The 18,548-nt window shown below is 37.2% G+C and carries 17 protein-coding genes; 15 read left to right on the forward strand and 2 right to left on the reverse strand.

From position 1 onward, the window contains the following. Positions 1 to 126 precede the first annotated feature (126 nt). The 6 genes from BM130_RS12670 to BM130_RS12695 all read left to right on the forward strand — a co-directional run bounded on the left by BM130_RS12670 (position 127) and on the right by BM130_RS12695 (position 6,526). Positions 127 to 1,131, forward strand: coding sequence for an SDR family oxidoreductase (locus BM130_RS12670; RefSeq protein ID WP_010528572.1), 1,005 nt, complete (start codon positions 127 to 129; stop codon positions 1,129 to 1,131). Positions 1,132 to 1,248: 117 nt separating this feature from the next. Beyond that, positions 1,249 to 2,364: a GDP-mannose 4,6-dehydratase gene (gene gmd / locus BM130_RS12675; RefSeq protein WP_010528571.1), complete on the forward strand. Its 1,116-nt coding sequence runs from the start codon at positions 1,249 to 1,251 to the stop codon at positions 2,362 to 2,364. Then, on the forward strand, positions 2,364 to 3,458 hold the full coding sequence (locus tag BM130_RS12680; RefSeq protein WP_010528570.1) for a GDP-L-fucose synthase family protein: 1,095 nt from the start codon (positions 2,364 to 2,366) through the stop codon (positions 3,456 to 3,458). Before gmd ends, BM130_RS12680 begins: the two co-directional genes overlap by 1 nt. A 142-nt stretch (positions 3,459 to 3,600) precedes the next feature. Next, positions 3,601 to 4,098 (forward strand): DUF4625 domain-containing protein, encoded by a 498-nt coding sequence (locus BM130_RS12685; RefSeq protein ID WP_237706170.1) that lies wholly within the window; start codon positions 3,601 to 3,603, stop codon positions 4,096 to 4,098. Between the two features lie 143 nt (positions 4,099 to 4,241). Then, on the forward strand, positions 4,242 to 5,414 hold the full coding sequence (locus BM130_RS12690) for a MalY/PatB family protein (protein ID WP_010528568.1): 1,173 nt from the start codon (positions 4,242 to 4,244) through the stop codon (positions 5,412 to 5,414). Positions 5,415 to 5,416: 2 nt separating this feature from the next. Then, positions 5,417 to 6,526 (forward strand): glycerate kinase family protein, encoded by a 1,110-nt coding sequence (locus tag BM130_RS12695; RefSeq protein WP_010528567.1) that lies wholly within the window; start codon positions 5,417 to 5,419, stop codon positions 6,524 to 6,526. Here BM130_RS12695 and BM130_RS12700 read toward each other — a convergent pair. Further along, entirely contained in the window at positions 6,518 to 7,399 is an 882-nt protein-coding gene (locus tag BM130_RS12700; RefSeq protein WP_010528566.1) for a DMT family transporter, read from the reverse strand. The two genes, BM130_RS12695 and BM130_RS12700, sit on opposite strands and share 9 nt — an antisense overlap. Positions 7,400 to 7,579: 180 nt before the next feature. Here BM130_RS12700 and BM130_RS12705 point away from each other — a divergent pair, with 180 nt between their 5' ends. Further along, entirely contained in the window at positions 7,580 to 8,203 is a 624-nt protein-coding gene (locus BM130_RS12705) for an energy transducer TonB (RefSeq protein WP_010528565.1), read from the forward strand. A gap of 186 nt (positions 8,204 to 8,389) precedes the next feature. On the opposite strand, the gene ndk is transcribed toward BM130_RS12705, so the two are convergent. After that, positions 8,390 to 8,815, reverse strand: coding sequence for a nucleoside-diphosphate kinase (gene ndk / locus BM130_RS12710; protein WP_010528564.1), 426 nt, complete (start codon positions 8,813 to 8,815; stop codon positions 8,390 to 8,392). Between the two features lie 289 nt (positions 8,816 to 9,104). On the opposite strand from ndk, the gene BM130_RS12715 reads away from it, so the two are divergent. The 8 genes from BM130_RS12715 (at position 9,105) to BM130_RS12750 (ending at position 18,525) form a co-directional block, all read left to right on the forward strand. Then, positions 9,105 to 10,127, forward strand: a complete 1,023-nt coding sequence (locus tag BM130_RS12715) for a DHH family phosphoesterase (RefSeq protein WP_010528563.1) — start codon at positions 9,105 to 9,107, stop codon at positions 10,125 to 10,127. A 53-nt stretch (positions 10,128 to 10,180) separates the two neighbouring features. Beyond that, the gene (locus tag BM130_RS12720; protein ID WP_010528562.1) at positions 10,181 to 10,723 is read left to right on the forward strand and encodes an FKBP-type peptidyl-prolyl cis-trans isomerase; all 543 of its coding nucleotides are present in this window, start codon (positions 10,181 to 10,183) and stop codon (positions 10,721 to 10,723) included. Positions 10,724 to 10,979: 256 nt separating this feature from the next. Then, entirely contained in the window at positions 10,980 to 11,519 is a 540-nt protein-coding gene (locus BM130_RS12725) for a hypothetical protein (protein WP_010528561.1), read from the forward strand. 143 nt (positions 11,520 to 11,662) lie between these two features. Next, entirely contained in the window at positions 11,663 to 12,319 is a 657-nt protein-coding gene (locus tag BM130_RS12730) for a NigD1/NigD2 family lipoprotein (protein WP_010528560.1), read from the forward strand. Positions 12,320 to 12,577: 258 nt separating this feature from the next. Next, a complete protein-coding gene (locus BM130_RS12735) occupies positions 12,578 to 13,975 on the forward strand; it encodes an MFS transporter (RefSeq protein ID WP_010528559.1) in 1,398 nt (465 codons plus the stop codon). Between the two features lie 95 nt (positions 13,976 to 14,070). After that, complete coding sequence (locus tag BM130_RS12740; RefSeq protein ID WP_010528558.1) at positions 14,071 to 15,048, forward strand: ROK family protein; 978 nt, start codon at positions 14,071 to 14,073, stop codon at positions 15,046 to 15,048. 202 nt (positions 15,049 to 15,250) lie between these two features. Next, on the forward strand, positions 15,251 to 15,817 hold the full coding sequence (locus tag BM130_RS12745) for a TetR/AcrR family transcriptional regulator (RefSeq protein ID WP_010528557.1): 567 nt from the start codon (positions 15,251 to 15,253) through the stop codon (positions 15,815 to 15,817). A 152-nt stretch (positions 15,818 to 15,969) separates the two neighbouring features. Beyond that, complete coding sequence (locus BM130_RS12750) at positions 15,970 to 18,525, forward strand: TonB-dependent receptor (protein WP_010528556.1); 2,556 nt, start codon at positions 15,970 to 15,972, stop codon at positions 18,523 to 18,525. The last annotated feature ends 23 nt before the right edge of the window (positions 18,526 to 18,548 follow it).

The following is an 18,548-nucleotide window of genomic DNA, read 5'->3' on the forward strand; positions in this document are numbered from 1 at the left end:
CTTTTTATTATCTGTTTGAATTTATAGATTTAAATTTTTGTTTTGTTGAAAGAAAATAAAGATCAATAAAATATACCGTAGACGGAAAAGTCTTATTTTAAATATTTAAAATCAAAAACTCTAAATATGCGAATAATTACAGGGAAAAAAGTTTTGGTAACAGGAGGGGCTGGATTTATTGGTTCAAATTTGATTGAAAAACTTTTACAACAAAATAACTACATAAGATGTTTGGATAATTTCTCTACCGGAAAGAGGGAGAATATAGCTGAATTTCTCTCTAACAAATCATTCGAATTGTTAGAAGGTGATATTAGAGATATAGATACTTGTAGGTTGGCAGTTAAAGATATTGACATAGTACTTCATCAAGCGGCTTTAGGTTCGGTACCTCGTTCCATTAATGACCCCATAACTACCAATGATGTAAATGTTGGTGGATTCCTCAATATGCTTGTGGCCGCCCGCGATGCCGGAGTAAAACGTTTGGTTTATGCCGCCAGTTCTTCCACTTATGGTGATAGTGAGGTGATGCCCAAAATTGAAGAACGTATTGGCAAACCTCTTTCCCCATATGCCATAACCAAATATGTTGATGAATTGTACGCCGATGTGTTTGCCAAATTATATGGTATGGAACTTATTGGGTTGCGTTATTTTAATGTTTTTGGTCCAAAACAGGATCCCGACGGTGCCTATGCTGCGGTCATTCCTAAATTTGTTAGCTCATTAATTAAAAAGCAACAACCTGTAATCAATGGGGATGGGTCTTTTTCCCGGGATTTTACCTACATAGCTAATGTTGTTCAGGCTAATGAACTGGCAGCTACAGTTGAAAACAAGGCCGCTATAAATACTGTTTACAATGTGGCTTATGGTGAGCGTACTTCACTGAATCAGTTAGTAGCTTTGCTTAAAGAGCTTCTTTCCGAATTTGATGAAACTATTGCGGACATTGAAGTTATCTATGGTCCCGAGCGAAAAGGAGATGTTCCGCATTCTATGGCATCAATCGAAAAAGCGAGGAAATTGTTAGGTTATAGTCCTGAGTACGATGTTGCTCAGGGTCTTAAAGCAGCTATTCATTGGTATTGGAATTCTCTGTCTGAAAGATGTTCACAAAAAATATAGATTTGTTTAAGTATTTGTGCTTAGCAGTTAAGTAATAATTATGATCTGTCCCAAATATTATAAGAATTTTTATTTTTATTATTTTTAAAAAGCAAAAAACGTTAACAATATTAAGTTATGTCTAAAGTAGCATTAATTACCGGAATTACCGGACAGGATGGCGCTTACCTTTCTGAATATCTTTTAAAAAAGGGCTATGTCGTTCATGGTATTAAACGTCGCAGTTCACTCTTTAATACGGAGCGAATAGATCATCTTTATCAGGACCCACATGTAGAGCAAAGAAATTTTTATCTTCATTATGGTGATTTGACCGATTCTACCAATCTGATCCGGATAATTCAAGAGGTACAGCCGGATGAAATATACAATTTGGCGGCCATGTCGCATGTACAGGTGAGCTTTGATACACCGGAATACACTGCCAATGCCGATGGTATTGGTACCCTCAGGCTCCTAGAGGCCATTCGTTTGTTAGGGTTAACCAATAAAACGCGTTTTTATCAGGCATCCACCAGCGAATTGTACGGGCTGGTTCAGGAAGTGCCCCAAACCGAAAAAACCCCTTTTTATCCTCGATCCCCTTATGCTGTGGCAAAACTTTATGGTTATTGGATAACAGTTAACTACCGTGAAGCCTATAACATGTTTGCCTGTAATGGTATTCTGTTTAATCATGAATCCCCCATTCGCGGTGAAACTTTTGTTACTCGTAAAATTACCAGGGCGGTGGCACGTATCGCATTAGGACTACAGCAGAAATTATTTCTGGGGAATTTATCTGCCAAGCGTGACTGGGGACATGCAAAAGATTATGTGAAGGCTATGTATCTGATGTTGCAACAGGACCAGCCCGACGATTATGTGGTGGCTACCGGCGTAACAACATCGGTACGGGAATTTGTGGTGAGAGCCTTCTCTGAAGTGGGAATAGAAATTGAATTTAAAGGTGAAGGTGTCGAAGAAAAGGGGTATGTGGTAGCCTGTAATAATCCGGAATATAAATTGGAAAAAGGGGCCTGTGTCGTCGAAGTCGATCCTCGTTATTTTAGACCAACTGAAGTCGATTTGTTAATAGGCGATCCATCAAAAGCCAAAAGCAAGCTTGGATGGAAGCCTAACTTTGACTTAAATGCTTTGGTTAAAGATATGATGAAAGAAGATTTGAAACTTATGAAACGTGATAAGTTTTTGAATGATGGAGGATACCGAACTTTAAATTATTATGAATAATGGATAAGAATAGTAAAATATTTGTTGCAGGTCATCGAGGTTTAGTTGGTTCAGCCATCACACGGGAATTAAAAAGACAGGGATTTAATCATTTAATATTAAAAAGTAGAAGTGAACTAAATTTGTTGGATCAAAAAGCCGTTGAACGTTTTTTCGAGACAGAAAAACCTGAATACGTTTTTTTGGCGGCTGCAAAAGTGGGTGGTATTATGGCAAATAATACCTATCGTGCTGATTTTATTTATGAGAATATTCAGATTCAAAATAATATCATTCACTTTTCCTGGAAAAGTGGGGTAAAAAAACTGCTGTTTTTGGGCAGTTCTTGTATTTACCCCCGGAACTGCCCGCAACCGATGAAGGAAGAGTATCTTTTGACAGATGTGCTGGAATATACTAATGAGCCATATGCCATTGCCAAAATAGCCGGCATGAAAATGTGCGAGGCCTATAATCTTCAATATGGCACCAACTATATCTCGGTTATGCCTACCAATCTTTACGGCCCTAATGATAATTATAATTTGATGGGTTCGCACGTCCTTCCTGCGATGATTCGGAAGATGCATTTAGCCAAATTGTTAAAAGAAAAAGATTTTGAAAATATTCGCAACGATTTCAGAAAGAATCCCGTAGAAGGAGTTGACGTTAACAAGAGCGATGAATATTTGATTGATGAGCTTGAGCAGTTTGGAATTTTTTATTCTGGCAACGGCGAGGTGGAATTAAGACTTTGGGGAAGCGGTAAACCAAGGCGTGAATTTTTACATTCCGACGATTTGGCAAAGGCCTGTGTTTATCTTATGAAGGAGGTGAATTTTGAGGATATTGTTAAGGAAAGAGGGCTGGACGAAGTTAGAAATACGCATATTAATATTGGTGTAGGAGAAGATTTATCCATTGCCGAATTGGCCGGAATTGTTCAGGAAGTAACCGGTTTTAGTGGTAAGATTACCTGGGATGCGACCAAGCCTGATGGCACTTTTCAAAAACTATTGGATGTTAGTCGGCTTAATAATCTTGGATTTAAGGCTTCCATAAAATTAAATGAGGGTATTGAAAAAGTATACCGGGAATACAGAAATTATTATTGATTATAACTTTTTTATCAATGATAATTTTGCGGATTTAAAAAATTGGAAAATCAATCCAACTTGCTATTTTTGAAATGCCAACTTTTCTATACGGCAATAAATATAAAATGTCTAATTCAAAAGTTTTGTTAAAATGAAATTTATGAAAAAAAATTTCCTTTACTTTTTGCTGATTACCGCTTTATCCACTTTTACTTTTGTTGCCTGCGGCGGGGATGATGATCCCGATCCTGAACCAGATCCTGATCCGGTAGAAGACGTTGATAAAGAAAAGCCTACCATTTCACTTACCACACCCAAGGCAGGGGATGAGTTCGAAAATAACGGCACAGCTTCTATTCTTTTAAACGGCACTCTGAAAGATAATAAAGAATTGGATAGTTGTTATGTTTCTGTATCCTATAATGATAAAAGCGCTTCCTCATTGAAGAGTACAGATGATCTGGTCGAATTTAATGATGAAAAATCATATTCTTTATCAGGGACAGAACATACATTTACAAATGAGGATCCTTTCGAAACTACTATTGAAAATGCTACTCCCGGTGAATACACTTTCACCATTAAAGTATTTGATGCTGCAGGAAACAAAGAAGAAGATAGTTTTAACATTACAATAAAGGAACCAACTACTGAGTAATTCTTAAACATGCTTAATAGTGTTTTTGTAAAAAACAAAGTCTGTTTTGTATCATGTTTTGAGATTATTTGATTTTTTATTTTAGCATCCGAAGCGCAAGCTTCGGATGTTTTTTTATGAATCAAATTGAAAAAGTAATTGTAATGGATTTTGACAAAGTTATTAATCGGGAAGGGACCAATGCACTAAAACTGGAGTTTCGTGAGCGGCTCTTTGGAACCAATGATGTTTTGCCTTTATGGGTTGCCGATATGGATTTTGCGGTATCTGACGAAATTGTAAAGGCCATACGCAAGAGGATGGAACATCCCATTTTTGGTTATACCACCCGAGATGAAGAGTTTTTTAATGCTATTGTAGAGTGGGTTAAGAAAAAGCATAATTGGGATATTAAGCATGAATGGGTAGAGGCATCACCCGGGGTAGTTCCTACATTAATACTAACGGTATTAGCTTTTACTGAACAAGGTGAAAAAATTGTTATTCAGCCTCCTGTCTATTCACCTTTTTTCGATGTTATTAAGGACCATAAAAGGGTGATAAAAGAAAATCCCTTGCTGAATACACCTGATGGTTATCGCATGGACTTTGACCATTTGGATCAAGTAACTTCCGATCCGGATGTGAAAATGTTCATTTTTTGTAATCCTCACAATCCGGTAGGAAGAGCATGGACCCGGGAAGAGTTAAAAACTGCCGGAGAAATTTGTTTGAAAAATAACGTCTTGATTGTTTCAGATGAAATTCATGCTGACTTAGTTTTACCCGGGTTTTCCCATATTCCTATGGCTTCTATAAGTGAAGAAGTTGCTAACAATACCATTACCTGTATGTCTCCCAGTAAAACCTTTAATATTGCAGGGCTAAATACGGCTTATTTCATTACATCCAATCCCCGCTTACTGAGAATGATGCGTCGAAAGTTGCAAGCCTATCATTTGTTCATTGGTAATATGTTTGGGGCTGAGGCGTTAAAAGTGGCTTACAAATATGGTGAACCTTGGTTAGAGGAACTTTTAAAATACCTTCAGGAAAATATAAATTATGTTTTGGCGTTTGTAAAAAATAACATGTCCGAAGTTAAGGTGCATCGGCCCGAGGCTACTTTTTTGATGTGGTTAGATTTTGCCGAATGGGGATTTTCTCCTGCCCAATTGAAAAAATTTATTATTGAAAAGGCTCGATTGGGTTTAAATGATGGTCCTACCTTTGGTACACAGGGGCAAGGGTTCCAGCGTTTAAATATTGCATCACCTCGTCCAGTCATTGAAGAAGCCATGCATCGATTATTAAAAGCCCGAAACTTAATCCGGTAGCCGTGAAAGTTTTAATTGCTCCTGATTCATTTAAAGGAAGTATATCTGCTTTTGACGCGGCAGAAGCCATAAGGGACGGCCTCAGGGAAGTTGTTCCAAACATAGGGTGCAGGTTATTTCCTTTGGCAGATGGTGGAGAAGGTACTTTACAGGTTATTTCTCGGTTTTGGAAAGGTCAACTAATAATAGATGAGGTTCCTAATGCATTAGGACAGGATGTTTGGGCCAAAAGAGGAAGTTTTAATGATGGTTCTACTGCTGTTATTGAGTTAGCTGAAGCTTCCGGAATAGCTGGTTTAGAGCAAAAGAACCCTCGAAAAGCTTCTACCTATGGGACTGGCATACAAATAAGAAAAGCTATAGAAGAGGGCGCAAAAGAGATTATTCTCACCTTAGGAGGAAGTGCTACAGTAGATGCCGGAACCGGGTTAATGGAAGCATTGGGATGCCTGTTTTTTGATTTTTATGGAAATGTTTGTTCCATAAGACATAATCATTTATATGGTTATTCACGTGTTGAATTGAAGTTTGCTCGGCAATTTTTGGAACAAGTAAAGTGGACTGTATTGGCAGATGTCGTTAATCCTTTAATAGGTACGGCAGGGGCTTTTCGAATTTTTGGACCTCAAAAAGGGCTTAGAGTAGAGGAGGTTCCTCTGCTAGAAGAAAGGGTTCGGAGATGGGCCCTGATGCTTGATCCTGAAAGAGGACTTTCCACACTTCAGGTCAGCGGTGTCGGAGCGGCCGGAGGAGCTGCCCTTCCTTTGATTTTGATTGGTCATGCTAAAATATGTAATGGGTTTGAATGGTTGTCAAGGCAGATGAATCTTGAAGCGCATATAAAAGATGCAGATTTAATCATTACAGGTGAGGGGCATATTGATGATCAGACTTTTATGGGGAAAGGTACTGGACAACTGGCTATGTTGGCCCGCAAATATGGAAAGAAAATTGTTGCTATTGCTGGTCGTGCCAATGTTTCAACACCCGTATTTGATGAAATATATACACTCGACAGATTTAATAAATCAATCGAAGAGCTGATGACCAATAGCAAAGTTTACCTGAAGAAAATATCCCGGGATATTGCTTGCGGTTTAAACTTATTTTAATGCCGTGAGTTTACGACTTATAATAGGGTATAGAAAAACAGCCAAAAGAATTATTATAGTTCCGAGGTAAAAGCCTCCCGACATCAATTCTGTTTCGCCAAATATGGCAAAGGCCAGTAAAATCCCGTAAATTGGTTCAAGATTTATGGTTAAAACTACGGTATAGGCCGACAAGGTTTCCATCACTTTCACACTTGCTGCAAAGGCATAAGCTGTACACACAATGCCTAAGAGTGATAGGTAAAGCCAATCGCTTCCTGTTGGAAACTGCAAACTCAAGTTAAAGGTTCCGTTAATCCACAGAAATATGGTGATTCCTATAAAACCACTTCCCATTTCATAAAAACTGATAAGCATGGGGCGGTTCTTGGAAATCATCAATTTATTTAATACGGTAAATAATCCCGCCAGGAAAGCAGAGGTTAAAGCAAACACTATGCCTTTGATATGGCCGGGCTCAAATCGGAAAATGGTATAAAGTCCTAAAATGATAATGAATCCGGTAATTACTTCCAATAAAATTAATCTACGTTTGGTAAAGATAGGTTCCAGAAAACTGGTAAATAGTGTTGTAGATGCTAAACACCCCAAAGCAACAGAGATAGTGCTCACTTTTACGGAATAAAAGAAAGTTATCCAGTGTAAGGCAACTATTAAACCTATGCCTCCAAGACGTAGGATGGCAGATCGCTCTATTCTCATGCTTTTTTTTTGCATAATAAGTAGGCATCCTATCGCGATAAAAGCAATAAACATACGGTACCATACCAGAAGGATGGCATCTAATGTAATGAGTTTACCAAGGATTGCTGTAAATCCATAGATGAATACGATTAAATGTAATTTTATGAGGTTTTTCGTATCGGCTTGCATAATGCTTATTTATCACAATTTATGTTGACGTTTTTTGAAAGGTCAAAACTCTCTATTTCCATAAAGAAGAACAATGATGTTTTTCTTGTTTTTGGTATAATTATTGAAGATTAAATATTTCAAACCTTGATGGTTTAAATGCTTAATATTCATTGTTTCCGGTTTTTAAAATCTACTGCTATGAAAAATAAATCTATTCTTTTCATTTCCTTAATCTTAATGGGAATGATGGTGGTTAATCCGGTTTTGGGGCAGTTGTTACAGGTTCAAAGTGAAGTGGATAAGGAGCCTGCCTTTAAAGGAAAACCAGCGAAAATTCATCGATTTTTTGATGAATATATGAAATATCCCAAAGAGGCACGAATTAATCTTATTGAAGGAGTGGTGGAGGTTTCGGCACTGATTACAGACGGAGGAAAACTTCTCGAACCTCAAATTTATAAAAGCGTTGATCCATGGTTAGATGCAGAAGCCTTGCGGTTGGTAAGCCTGATGCAGGAGTGGAAACCGGCTAAAAACAATAAACAATTTGTTGATTGTAAAGTCATAATAAAAGTTCCGTTTTATCTTTCGGAAGATACCAAAATGTTAATGGAAACGTTGCATGAATATGGGCTGGACAAAAAAATGCCCTTATTTATTATTGATGATAAAATTGTTAAAGAGTATATTGAAGTGCCTCATTATAATGTGAAATCGGTTAGGGTTTTGAAAGGCGAAAAAGCAATTCAACGATATGGTGATGCTGCAAAAAATGGGGTAGTAATCATTACCACTAAACGTGGGACACCACCTGTATGGTAAATCTTTTTTATTATAAAACCGGAATGGTGTCTGTTGGCGTAACTGGAAATTTTTTTTAGTTTGGTAATACCAGCCAATTTCCAATTGGACAAAATCGTAAATTAAAGTGGAATCACCTTGCTAAAGGTGATGCTGGCTTATTTTTTAAGTTTGTAGCTTTAGTGTAATTCAGTCTATCAGAATATATTAAAGGAAAACTTCTAATTCATTAAAAAAGAAGCGTGCTTCCCTTTCTGCACTTGCATCGCTGTCGGAACCATGGATGGCATTGTGCCCTTTGTCTTTGGCAAACATTTTACGGATGGTTCCTTCTGCTGCTTCTTTGGGATCTGTAGCACCTATCAGTTTTCTGAAATCCTGTACAGCATTTTCCTTTTCAAGAATTGCTGCTACTACAGGCCCTGACGAAATAAATTCAACCAGTTCATTAAAAAAGGATTTTCCTTGATGTTCTGCATAAAATAAGCGGGCTTTTTTTTCAGATAAATGAAGCATTTTTAGGGCTATTATTTTAAAACCCGCTTTTTCTATTACAGAAAGAATATCGCCAATATAATTATCCTTTACCGCGCAAGGTTTAATCATTGTAAAGGTTATGGTTCCTTTGGTCATAATGCGAATTTTTTAATATTATATAAATTATGTCGTCTATTTTCGCTTTTAGATTATTAATTGAATTCGAGGTTGAAGAATGGTTGAAATTATAGTTTTCAGAATAAATAAAACCTTCCAAATTATTATTTACACTTAAATTAGAATCATTTCATCAACTCATTCAACCATTTCCATAATATTTCAGTTATTAGTTTATTTTCCTAAGTTTTAAAATTAAGTAGATATAAAAATAATAATTTTTCTTTAAGGGCGGTTTTACTACCTTTGCCATTTATAATATTTTTTTATGGAAGTAAGCAAAAATCAATTACATAGCTTCAGAAATTTGTTAGATAATTCAAGATCAATAGTTTTAGTTCCTCATAAAAACACTGATGGGGATGCTATAGGAAGTGTTTTGGGCTGGAGAAAAGTCTTAACCAATAAAGGTTATAAGGTAACGGGGATAGTGCCGGATGATGTGCCGTCCAATTTGCTGTGGATGGAGGGTGCCGATACTATTATTGTTTACGGAAAAAATAAATCGGAGGGAGACTCTGAACTCAATAGTGCTGACTTATTAATCTTTCTTGATTTTAATACAATTGAAAGATGTGGTGAGATTGCTACCGTTGCCCGAAAATTGAGAATCCCCAAGGTAATGATTGATCATCATCCCTATCCTGACCCAGAGCTGGCAGAACTTCAGTTTTCCCAAACTTCTGTCTCTTCTACTTGTGAACTGTCTTGTCATATCATTGAAGCGCTTGGATGGAAAGAACTTCTTGATTTAAAGGCTGCAGAATGTTTTTATTCCGGAATAATTACAGATACAGGATCATTGAGTTATAATTCCTCCGATCCCGAAACGTATCGAATAGTCGGGCAATTAGTAGAAAAAGGTATCGATAAAGAAAAAATACATAAAGAGTTGTTTCAAAGTAACTCGGTTAACCGAATGAAACTTTTGGGACATGTCTTATGTTACAATTTAAGAGTGATGCCCGATTCGGAGTCGGCCTATATTTTTATTTCACATGAAGAGTTGGAACGATTTTCCTATCAACCGGGAGATACGGAAGGGTTTGTTAATTTTCCTCTTGCTATTAAGGGTATCAAGGTTTCTGTATTATTTACTGAAAGAGAGAAGGATAAGTTTGTGAAAATTTCATTTCGTTCTCGCAACAATATACCTGTTAATAAGTATTCTGAACGTTTTTTTTCTGGGGGTGGGCATTTAAATGCGGCAGGTGGAGAATGGCATGGAACGCTTGAAGAGGCATTGAAGCGTTTCAAAGAAACTTTTCCTGGATTTTTAGCGCAACTCTAAAACTGGTATTGATTTTGTTATTTCCCGTAATTAAAACATTGAGTAAAATAAATATGAGAGCTGTTCCTGCCTTAAGCAAAGTGATTTTATCCTTCTTTTTGGTGTCATTTTGCAGCTGTTCCGGGTCTCAAAACCGGGACGAGAGAGGGAATTCGGTAAATATCCCCCTCGAAACTTATATTAAGGTCAATCGAAAACTCGTTGAAAAAGAGCAGGAAAAAATTAAGCAGTATGTTGAGGATAATCAGCTTGATATGCATGCTACAGGCACTGGATTATGGTATCGAATTGATGAACCGGGAACGGGCGATTTTATCCAGAAAGGGCAAATTGTAACTCTAGATTACAAAATAAAGTTATTAGATGGGACATTATGTTATGACTCAGAAGAGCTTGGACCCAAAGAATTTCTCGTAGGACGCGGAGGGGTCGAATCTGGGCTTGAAGAAGGTATTCTAATGTTAAAAAATGGAGGACGGGCTTTATTTATTATGCCACCTCATTTGGCTCATGGCCTGATTGGTGATGATGAAAAAATACCATCCAGAGCCATTATTATTTATGAAGTTGAAGTGGTTGATGTGAAATTTCATTAAGTTTAGACAGATTTTCTATTTGTACACTAAAATAAATTTCTTTTTTTTGTACGCTAATAATGAAATAACAATGACCAAGAGGGTTTTTCACAACAAAATCATGTATAAAAGTATATAGGCAGAAGTGCCCAGGCAGAAGAAGTCAATAGTCATTAGTGAACAGTCATTAGTATAAATGGACTAGAGACTAATGACTAACCACTAAAGACTACTTTTAAGAAACAATATATCAATGAAGTAAGTAAAATTTATACGGATGAAAAATATTATCTTGACTTTTCTTATTGCAGCTATTATGATACTGTCCTCTGTGTTTCTCAATTCCTGCGATGAGGGATATACCATTAATACCAAGGAGCTGCTTCGAGAAGAACAAGTACTGATGAATATTTATTATGACCTTGTGGCCGACACATTGAAAGATGTGAGCTTCCATGTGGTTGATACCGCAGAGGATAAAACATTCGTTTATTTTGAATTAGAACAGGGAACCGACGATTCTGTACAAGTAGGGAAATTAGCCGGTTTCAGGTATGTTTTTTATGAAATTTTAGAAGATACTGTAGGTTCAGCATTTCTTTATCCTTATTCAAGTAATTATCATTCTGATGAACCTTTTGTTTATACTGTAGGAAATACCAGTATTTATCAGGGTGGAACTTATCCGGGTATAGATTTGGCTTTGAGAAATATGGCTTTAGGGACAAGGGCAAGAGTTTTTATTGGTTCTGCACTGTGGACCAATGATTTTGTTCCAAGAGTAGTTGACCTGGAAGTAACTTATGTGGAAAAATAATTTTTTATTTCATTCTTAATTCGCGCAACCAATTTATTTCTTTTCCATCTTCTGTTTAAATGATTTTAAAATGAATTAGGCTTGCCCAAAAGCCTAACCAAGAGTTTTTAATTGTTTAATTAAATTTGATGGAGAAGAAAACGATGAAAACGATTTTGAGAACGGTTGTTGTATTTACCTTAATGTTGGTTGTCGCTTCATGTCTGGATGATGATTCATCGCCTCAGTATTTAGAATTGGGTACCACTGAATTAGGCCCTGATGATCAGCCATTGGTCATAACTGATTCAGAAAATACTTTACAATTAGTAAACCCCCCTTCTAATTTTGATGATAGTGTCCGGGTTTTATTGCGTTATTCGGTTGAAGAGACCGGTGATGAAAATAATATTTACGACTATTTGGTAAAGGCTCACAGTATTCAGGATGTAGTAACCAAAGATATTATTGAACTGAATGAAGAGAACCGCGACACAATTGGCTCTGATGATATTTATATAAATGATATTTGGATATCGGGTGGATTTCTGAATGTTGATTTTGCTTTTTATGGTAATGACGAGGTGCATTACATTAATGTGGTTAAAGATCCTGAAGAGCAAAGCGAGGATGAATCGGTAGTTTATCTGCAGGTGCGTCATAATAATCGTGATGATGAAGAAATTTATCGATATCGTGGGTTGATGAGTTTTTATATTGATACTCTTCAAGTCGAAGGTTATGAAAAAGTAAAGATTGTGTTTGAAGAACAGGAGTTTTACAAACAATTTGAAAAAATTGAACTGGAATATAGTTATTAATTCTTGTATTTGAAAAAGTTAGTTGGGGGCACTAATCATTGAGTGAAGCGATTTGGAAAAATTTTTAATCAGGGTTATCCTACAGAGGACGGCCCTGATTTTTTATTTTTAGATAAAATAATTTGTCGTCTTTTAGTTTTTAGATTCCCGATAAATTTTTTCTGTATACCGAATTTATTGCTGTTAACTATTGTAAAAAAAGCAAATTTCCGGTATAATTGCAATTATTAAAAACACACAACTAATAAAACATAATGTATGGAACAGAAAAACAGTAACTATGGTCTAGGAATGGGCATTTTTGGTGCCGTTTTTTTTATTTTTGGTTTTGCAACCACCTTCATCATCACTATGACAGCACCGGTAAAAGCCATTTTTAATTTGTCAGAATGGGAAGCCCAACTTTTATCTTCTGCCTTTTTTATTTCTTATCCAATTTTATCAATTCCCTCTGGGAAATTGGTTGCAAGGATAGGTTACAAATGGACGGTTGTCTTGGGGTTGTTATTAATGGGAGTAGGCAGCTTAATTTTTTGGCCTGCCGCCAGAATTCCTTCTTTTCCGATGTTTTTGTTGGCCACTTTTATTTTGGCAGCTGGTGTAGTGCTTTTGCAGGTTGCAGCAAATCCTTATGTTACTGCACTTGGACCTGAAAGTTCTGCTTCCAGTCGGTTAAACTTAACTCAAGCGCTGAATTCAGTTGCTACCATGATTGCCCCATGGATCATTTCTGTGGCTATTTTTAGGGGGCTGGGTATTCCGGCAGATGAGTCTTTGATGACACCCGAGCATGGTATGGCTGCTGCTCAGCGGGTTCCTGTGCCATTTATTACCATGGCCATTGTTGTTATAGCTGTTGCAGTAATACTTCTTATGCTTAAGCTTCCTGTTTTGGAGGTTAAGGATAAAGAAGGCCGTAAAAAGAGCGTATGGAAATATCCGCATGTTATCCTTGGTGCCTTTGCCATTTTTGCCTATGTAGGGGCTGAAGTTGGAAATGCCGGTTTGATTGTTAATTATTTACGAGATTCTGCCGGTATTGACCCTGAAAAGGCATCTACCTATGCCGCCATATATTGGGGAGGAGCTATGGTTGGTCGTTTCTTTGGCGCCATCATGTTTTCGGGGATTTCAAATCAGCTTAAAAAATACAGTATGGTAGTGGCGGTATTGATATTAGCTTTAATTTCCGGAGCCTTTGTTACTGCGGATGGTTATTCCTTTAGTTCCTGGAATTTTAATGCTGGTCAAATATTTATGCTGGTTGCAGTAGTAAACTTTATTATAATGCAAATTGGTAAAGGTAAAGCTGCCCGTACCTTGGGCGTTTTCGCTCTTGTTGCCGCCGCTTTGGCATTAATTACTACATTCACTACGGGCGATGTCGCTTTATGGACAGTTATTTCAATCGGATTATTCAATTCTATCATGTTCCCCAATATTTTCTCATTAGGAGTAAAAGACCTTGATGGAGAAGAAATGGCATCTGCTTCCGGAATTATTAATTCTTTTGTTGTGGGAGGTGCTGTCATCCCATTACTGATGGGGGCTATAGCCGATGCCACCAGTTATACCTGGGCTTTTGTAGTTCCCGCTATCTGCTATCTTTATATCTTTTTCTATGCAGTTAAGGGACATTCTATTCGTACCGAATAACAAAATTTTATTATTTTTAAAGCCGGAAATATTCTTATTTCCGGCTTTTTTTATGGCAATAAATTCACAAGACCAACGATTTAAAAATATTACGGATGAAAAAAATAGCAATTGGAATTGATATTGGAGGCACAAATACCGTTATTGGTGCTGTTGACCAGGATGGTAATGTCATGGTAAACCGTTCGATGGACACTCCTAAACATGATGATTTTGAAAAATACATTAATGATCTTTCTGGTGAGGTAAAAGAACTCATAAAATCAGTTAAGCTATTAAATGAAGATATTACCATTTTGGGAATAGGTGTTGGAGCACCAAATGGAAACTATTACAATGGTACTATAGAATATGCTCCAAATTTATCCTTTAAAGGCGTGGTTCATGTTGTGGATGCCTTGAAAAAGAATTTCCCGGATTCATATGCCATAGCATTGACCAATGATGCCAATGCTGCAGCAATCGGTGAAATGGTTTATGGTGGTGCCAAAGGGATGAAAAACTTTGTTATGTACACCCTAGGAACCGGAGTTGGTAGTGGGGTTGTGGTTAATGGTGATTTAGTTTACGGACATGATGGCTTTGCAGGTGAATGCGGGCACACTATGTTAATTCCGGGTGGTCGTCTTTGCGGGTGTGGTGCTCGTGGCCATCTGGAGGCTTATTGTTCCGCACCGGGAATGAAACGAACTGCATTTGAATTGCTTGCCCTTTATAATGCTGAGGATAGTTTGTTAGCTAATAGATCATTTAATGAGTTAACTTCCAAAATGATTTATGAAGCCGCCGTTAAAGGTGATAAAATTGCTATTGAAGTATTTGAGAAAACTGGTGAATATTTAGGACAAGGGTTGGCCGATACGGTGCACCATCTTGCCCCGGAAGCTATTTTCCTTTTTGGTGGACCTACCGCCGCCGGCGATTTTATCTTTAAGCCTGCTTACGAGAGTATGAATCGGCACCTGTTACCAATTTTTAAAGACAAAATAAAACTCTTGCCTTCAAAATTAAAATTAGGTGATGCCGCTATTGTTGGTGCCAGTGCTTTGGTTTGGAAAGAGATTGAAAAATAATTCGATAAATTGGGATTTTAAGTTTTTTAGACAGCTAGTGAAAAAAGATTGTCGTTTGATTTTTTGTCTAATATTTCAAAATTGTATTGTAATTACGGAAGATAAGTTATCTTATTAGGTTCGGTCGCTCTTTTCAGAGCGGCCTTTTTTGTTGAATATTGGTTTAAGAAATTATATATTTTCAGAGGTATATAATATTCCTATGGAACGTACAAAGACTAAAAATAAAATTTTTGCTGAAGCCTTAGAATTGTTTATTAATAAGGGTTTCTCTGCCTCTGTTAATGAAATTATTTTAAAGACAGGAATCGCAAAAGGTACCTTTTATTACTATTTTAATACCAAAGAAGAACTTATCGTTGAGCTATACAAAAAATTGATGTTCGAGATTGAAGCTGAATGTGTAACCGAATATGGTGGTGAATCAGCCCGCGATTATTCCAAAAATATTTTCGGTGCCATTGTAAAATGGTTTATTTTAAATCCTGATAAATTTAATTATATATTAATATTCGAAACCAGTCCTTTTATAAAAAAAATTGTAGGCCGCGTTCCTGAAACATTAAAAGCACCGGTTGAAAACACTATGAAAAAAGTTAATATGGGAATGTTAAAGGCATACCCTCCGGAAATGATTACTTTTTTTGATTTTTCCTTCACTCGAGCTGCTGCCAATTATTTTCTTAGTCATTCTGACCCTTTATCTGCTTTTAAATCAGATTTTAATATGGTTTTTGACCTGTATTGGGATGGTGTCTCTGGTAAATGAAAAATTAACACAATATTCATAAAAAAAATACCGACCATTTGGTCGGTAAATTGTATATTTGTTATATGTTTTTAATATACATTAAGGTTATTTATAGATTTTATTAATTGTTATAAACTACCGTAAAACAACCTTTAAACATTTAAGTATTTATGGGAAAATTAAGTTTTTTTCTATTGATGTCTTTCCTGTTTTTGTTCACAGCAGGAATTAAAAGTCAGGTCAGTGTGACCGGTAAGGTCGTTGACCAGGAGACCCAGGATCCCTTAGTTGGTGCAGCAATTGTAATTGAAGGCACCAGTCAAGGAACCGTTACCAGTTTAGATGGGACATTTGAGCTGGAAGTTAAAGAGGGTCCCAATAATCTTATATTCAAGTATCTTGGATATAAAGATTTACGAAAAACCATTAATGCAGAAGGCGAAAGTGCCATTGACTTAGGCGTTTTGGAAATGGCCTCCAATGTTGTTGGACTTAATGAGGTACTAATTTTAACCTCATTCGCCAGAGATAAGCAAACTCCGGTGGCCCTTTCTACAATTCAACCGACCACAATCGATGAAAAGTTAGGTTCTTTGGAGTTTCCCCAAATTCTTAAATCTACCCCCTCGGTTTATGCTACTCGTGGAAGCGGAGGTTTCGGAGATTCACGGATTTACCTGCGGGGATTTGATACCAACAATATTGGGGTATTGATTAATGGAGTACCCGTAAATGATATGGAAAACGGGAAAGTTTACTGGTCTAATTGGGCTGGTCTTTCTGACGTAACTCAAACAATGCAGGTACAACGTGGTTTAGGAGCTTCAAAACTGGCCCTGAGTTCTGTGGGTGGAACCATTAATATCTTAACTAACAGTACTGAGGTGGAAAAAGGCGGAACATTTTATAGTGGAGTTGGTAACGATGGTTACAGAAAACAATCTTTTGCTGTTTCAACCGGATTGATGGAAAATAACTGGGCGGTTTCGCTTTCAGGAACCCATACCTATGGCGATGGTTATGTGAAAGGTACAGATTTTGACGCCTGGACTTATTTTTTGAATATCTCAAAAATCATTAATGATCGGCATCGGATTTCACTTACCGCTTTTGGAGCCCCTCAATGGCATAATCAGCGAAGTACTGCTTATAAAATTGAGGATTATCGGAATGACCCCGATGGTGCGCGCAGAAACATTAGCTACGGTATTCGCGACGGAAAAATATATGGCGGGGGATATGCCTACAATGAATACCATAAACCACAAATTTCTTTAAATCATTTTTGGAATATTAATTCCAGCACCATTCTTTCTACTGCTGTTTATGCCTCTATATCTCAAGGGGGCGGAAGAAGAGTTGATGGTGAAAATTCTCAATGGCTTAATATTAACTATGATACCGGCGAACCATATGCCAACACATTGCTAACCCCTGACGGACTCCTTGACTTTGATGAGGCTGCCGCCCGAAATGCTGAATCGCTTACTGGTTCTCAGGCTATTGTGGGTATGTCAGTTAATCAGCATCAATGGTATGGTATTTTGTCTACTTTAAACAAAGAGTTTGGCAATATCAATTTTACCGGAGGGTTTGACGGACGGTATTATATCGGTGAACATTACAAAGAGATTGTCGACCTTTTGGGTGGAGAATATTATCTCGATAGTTACAATATTAATCGCCCGGCCAGTACTCCATTAAAAGAAGGAGATAAATATTCCTATCATAATGATGGAGTTGTTGGTTGGGCCGGCTTATTTGCTCAGGCAGAATATGTGGGCGACAATTATTCTGCATTCCTTACATCTTCTGTTTCCCGCAAAAGTTATAGGAGAATCGATTATTTTCAGTATGAACCCGGTAACCAGAAATCCGACTGGGTTAATTTTACCCCGTGGAGTGTTAAAGTTGGGGCCAATTATAATCTGACGGAACAACATAACTTCTTCGTAAACGGTGGTTATTTTACCCGTGCTCCTTATTTTTCATCCATTTTCCTTAATTATACCAATGAAATTAATGATGGAGCCAAATACGAAAAGGTGCTTTCATTCGATTTAGGTTATGGATTTTCATTGCCTAACCTGGAAGCACGTATTAACGGGTACTGGACCAACTGGAAAGATAAAGGGCTGGTTCGTTCCTTTAGCGGCGAAACCGCTAACATTCCGGGTATTAATGCCCTGCATACAGGAATTGAATCGGAAATTTTCTGGAAACCCACCCCCGAATTGTTTGTTAAAGGTATGTTTTCATGGGGAGATTGGATTTGGCAAGACGATGTTAACTTTTCTCTTTTCGATGATGACAATAATTTGATTGGTGAATACAGTGCTTATATTGGTGATGTGCATGTAGGAAATTCTGCACAAATTACCTCTTCGCTCCGGGTAGATTATGAATTGGTTCCCGGGCTTAAAGTTGGGGCAGATTTTAATTACTACGGAAAAAACTTTGCTGAATTCGACCCTACCAATCGAACCATTGAAGGCGAAAAAGTCGATTCATGGCAATTACCCGACTATACTACCTTTGATATGAACCTGAAATATGACTTTAATATTGGCTCACTGAGAGCTTCCATTTATGGAAATGTTTACAATCTGTTTAATACAGAATATATTGCCGATGCAACTGATGGCGACAACCATGATGCAGAATCGGCTTTGGTATATTATGGTTTTGGTACTACGTGGTCTACCGGGATTAAGATTAAGTTTTAAACATAACTAATAGAGAATTGATC

It is taken from the genome of Thermophagus xiamenensis, from assembly GCF_900112795.1.
In the GTDB taxonomy this organism is placed as follows: Bacteria; Bacteroidota; Bacteroidia; order Bacteroidales; family Marinilabiliaceae; genus Thermophagus; species Thermophagus xiamenensis.

What these genes read in the sequence shown, in the direction of transcription:
- BM130_RS12740 (WP_010528558.1), top strand. Translation starts at nt 14,071, where the DNA reads ATGAAAAAAATAGCAATTGGAATTGATATTGGAGGCACAAATACCGTT.
- BM130_RS12680 (WP_010528570.1), top strand. Translation starts at nt 2,364, where the DNA reads ATGGATAAGAATAGTAAAATATTTGTTGCAGGTCATCGAGGTTTAGTT.
- BM130_RS12750 (WP_010528556.1), top strand. Translation starts at nt 15,970, where the DNA reads ATGGGAAAATTAAGTTTTTTTCTATTGATGTCTTTCCTGTTTTTGTTC.
- BM130_RS12735 (WP_010528559.1), top strand. Translation starts at nt 12,578, where the DNA reads ATGGAACAGAAAAACAGTAACTATGGTCTAGGAATGGGCATTTTTGGT.
- BM130_RS12720 (WP_010528562.1), top strand. Translation starts at nt 10,181, where the DNA reads ATGAGAGCTGTTCCTGCCTTAAGCAAAGTGATTTTATCCTTCTTTTTG.
- BM130_RS12725 (WP_010528561.1), top strand. Translation starts at nt 10,980, where the DNA reads ATGAAAAATATTATCTTGACTTTTCTTATTGCAGCTATTATGATACTG.
- BM130_RS12690 (WP_010528568.1), top strand. Translation starts at nt 4,242, where the DNA reads ATGGATTTTGACAAAGTTATTAATCGGGAAGGGACCAATGCACTAAAA.
- BM130_RS12745 (WP_010528557.1), top strand. Translation starts at nt 15,251, where the DNA reads ATGGAACGTACAAAGACTAAAAATAAAATTTTTGCTGAAGCCTTAGAA.
- BM130_RS12700 (WP_010528566.1), bottom strand. Translation starts at nt 7,399, where the DNA reads ATGCAAGCCGATACGAAAAACCTCATAAAATTACATTTAATCGTATTC.
- BM130_RS12730 (WP_010528560.1), top strand. Translation starts at nt 11,663, where the DNA reads ATGAAAACGATTTTGAGAACGGTTGTTGTATTTACCTTAATGTTGGTT.
- BM130_RS12705 (WP_010528565.1), top strand. Translation starts at nt 7,580, where the DNA reads ATGAAAAATAAATCTATTCTTTTCATTTCCTTAATCTTAATGGGAATG.
- BM130_RS12670 (WP_010528572.1), top strand. Translation starts at nt 127, where the DNA reads ATGCGAATAATTACAGGGAAAAAAGTTTTGGTAACAGGAGGGGCTGGA.
- BM130_RS12715 (WP_010528563.1), top strand. Translation starts at nt 9,105, where the DNA reads ATGGAAGTAAGCAAAAATCAATTACATAGCTTCAGAAATTTGTTAGAT.
- gmd (WP_010528571.1), top strand. Translation starts at nt 1,249, where the DNA reads ATGTCTAAAGTAGCATTAATTACCGGAATTACCGGACAGGATGGCGCT.
- BM130_RS12685 (WP_237706170.1), top strand. Translation starts at nt 3,601, where the DNA reads ATGAAAAAAAATTTCCTTTACTTTTTGCTGATTACCGCTTTATCCACT.
- ndk (WP_010528564.1), bottom strand. Translation starts at nt 8,815, where the DNA reads ATGACCAAAGGAACCATAACCTTTACAATGATTAAACCTTGCGCGGTA.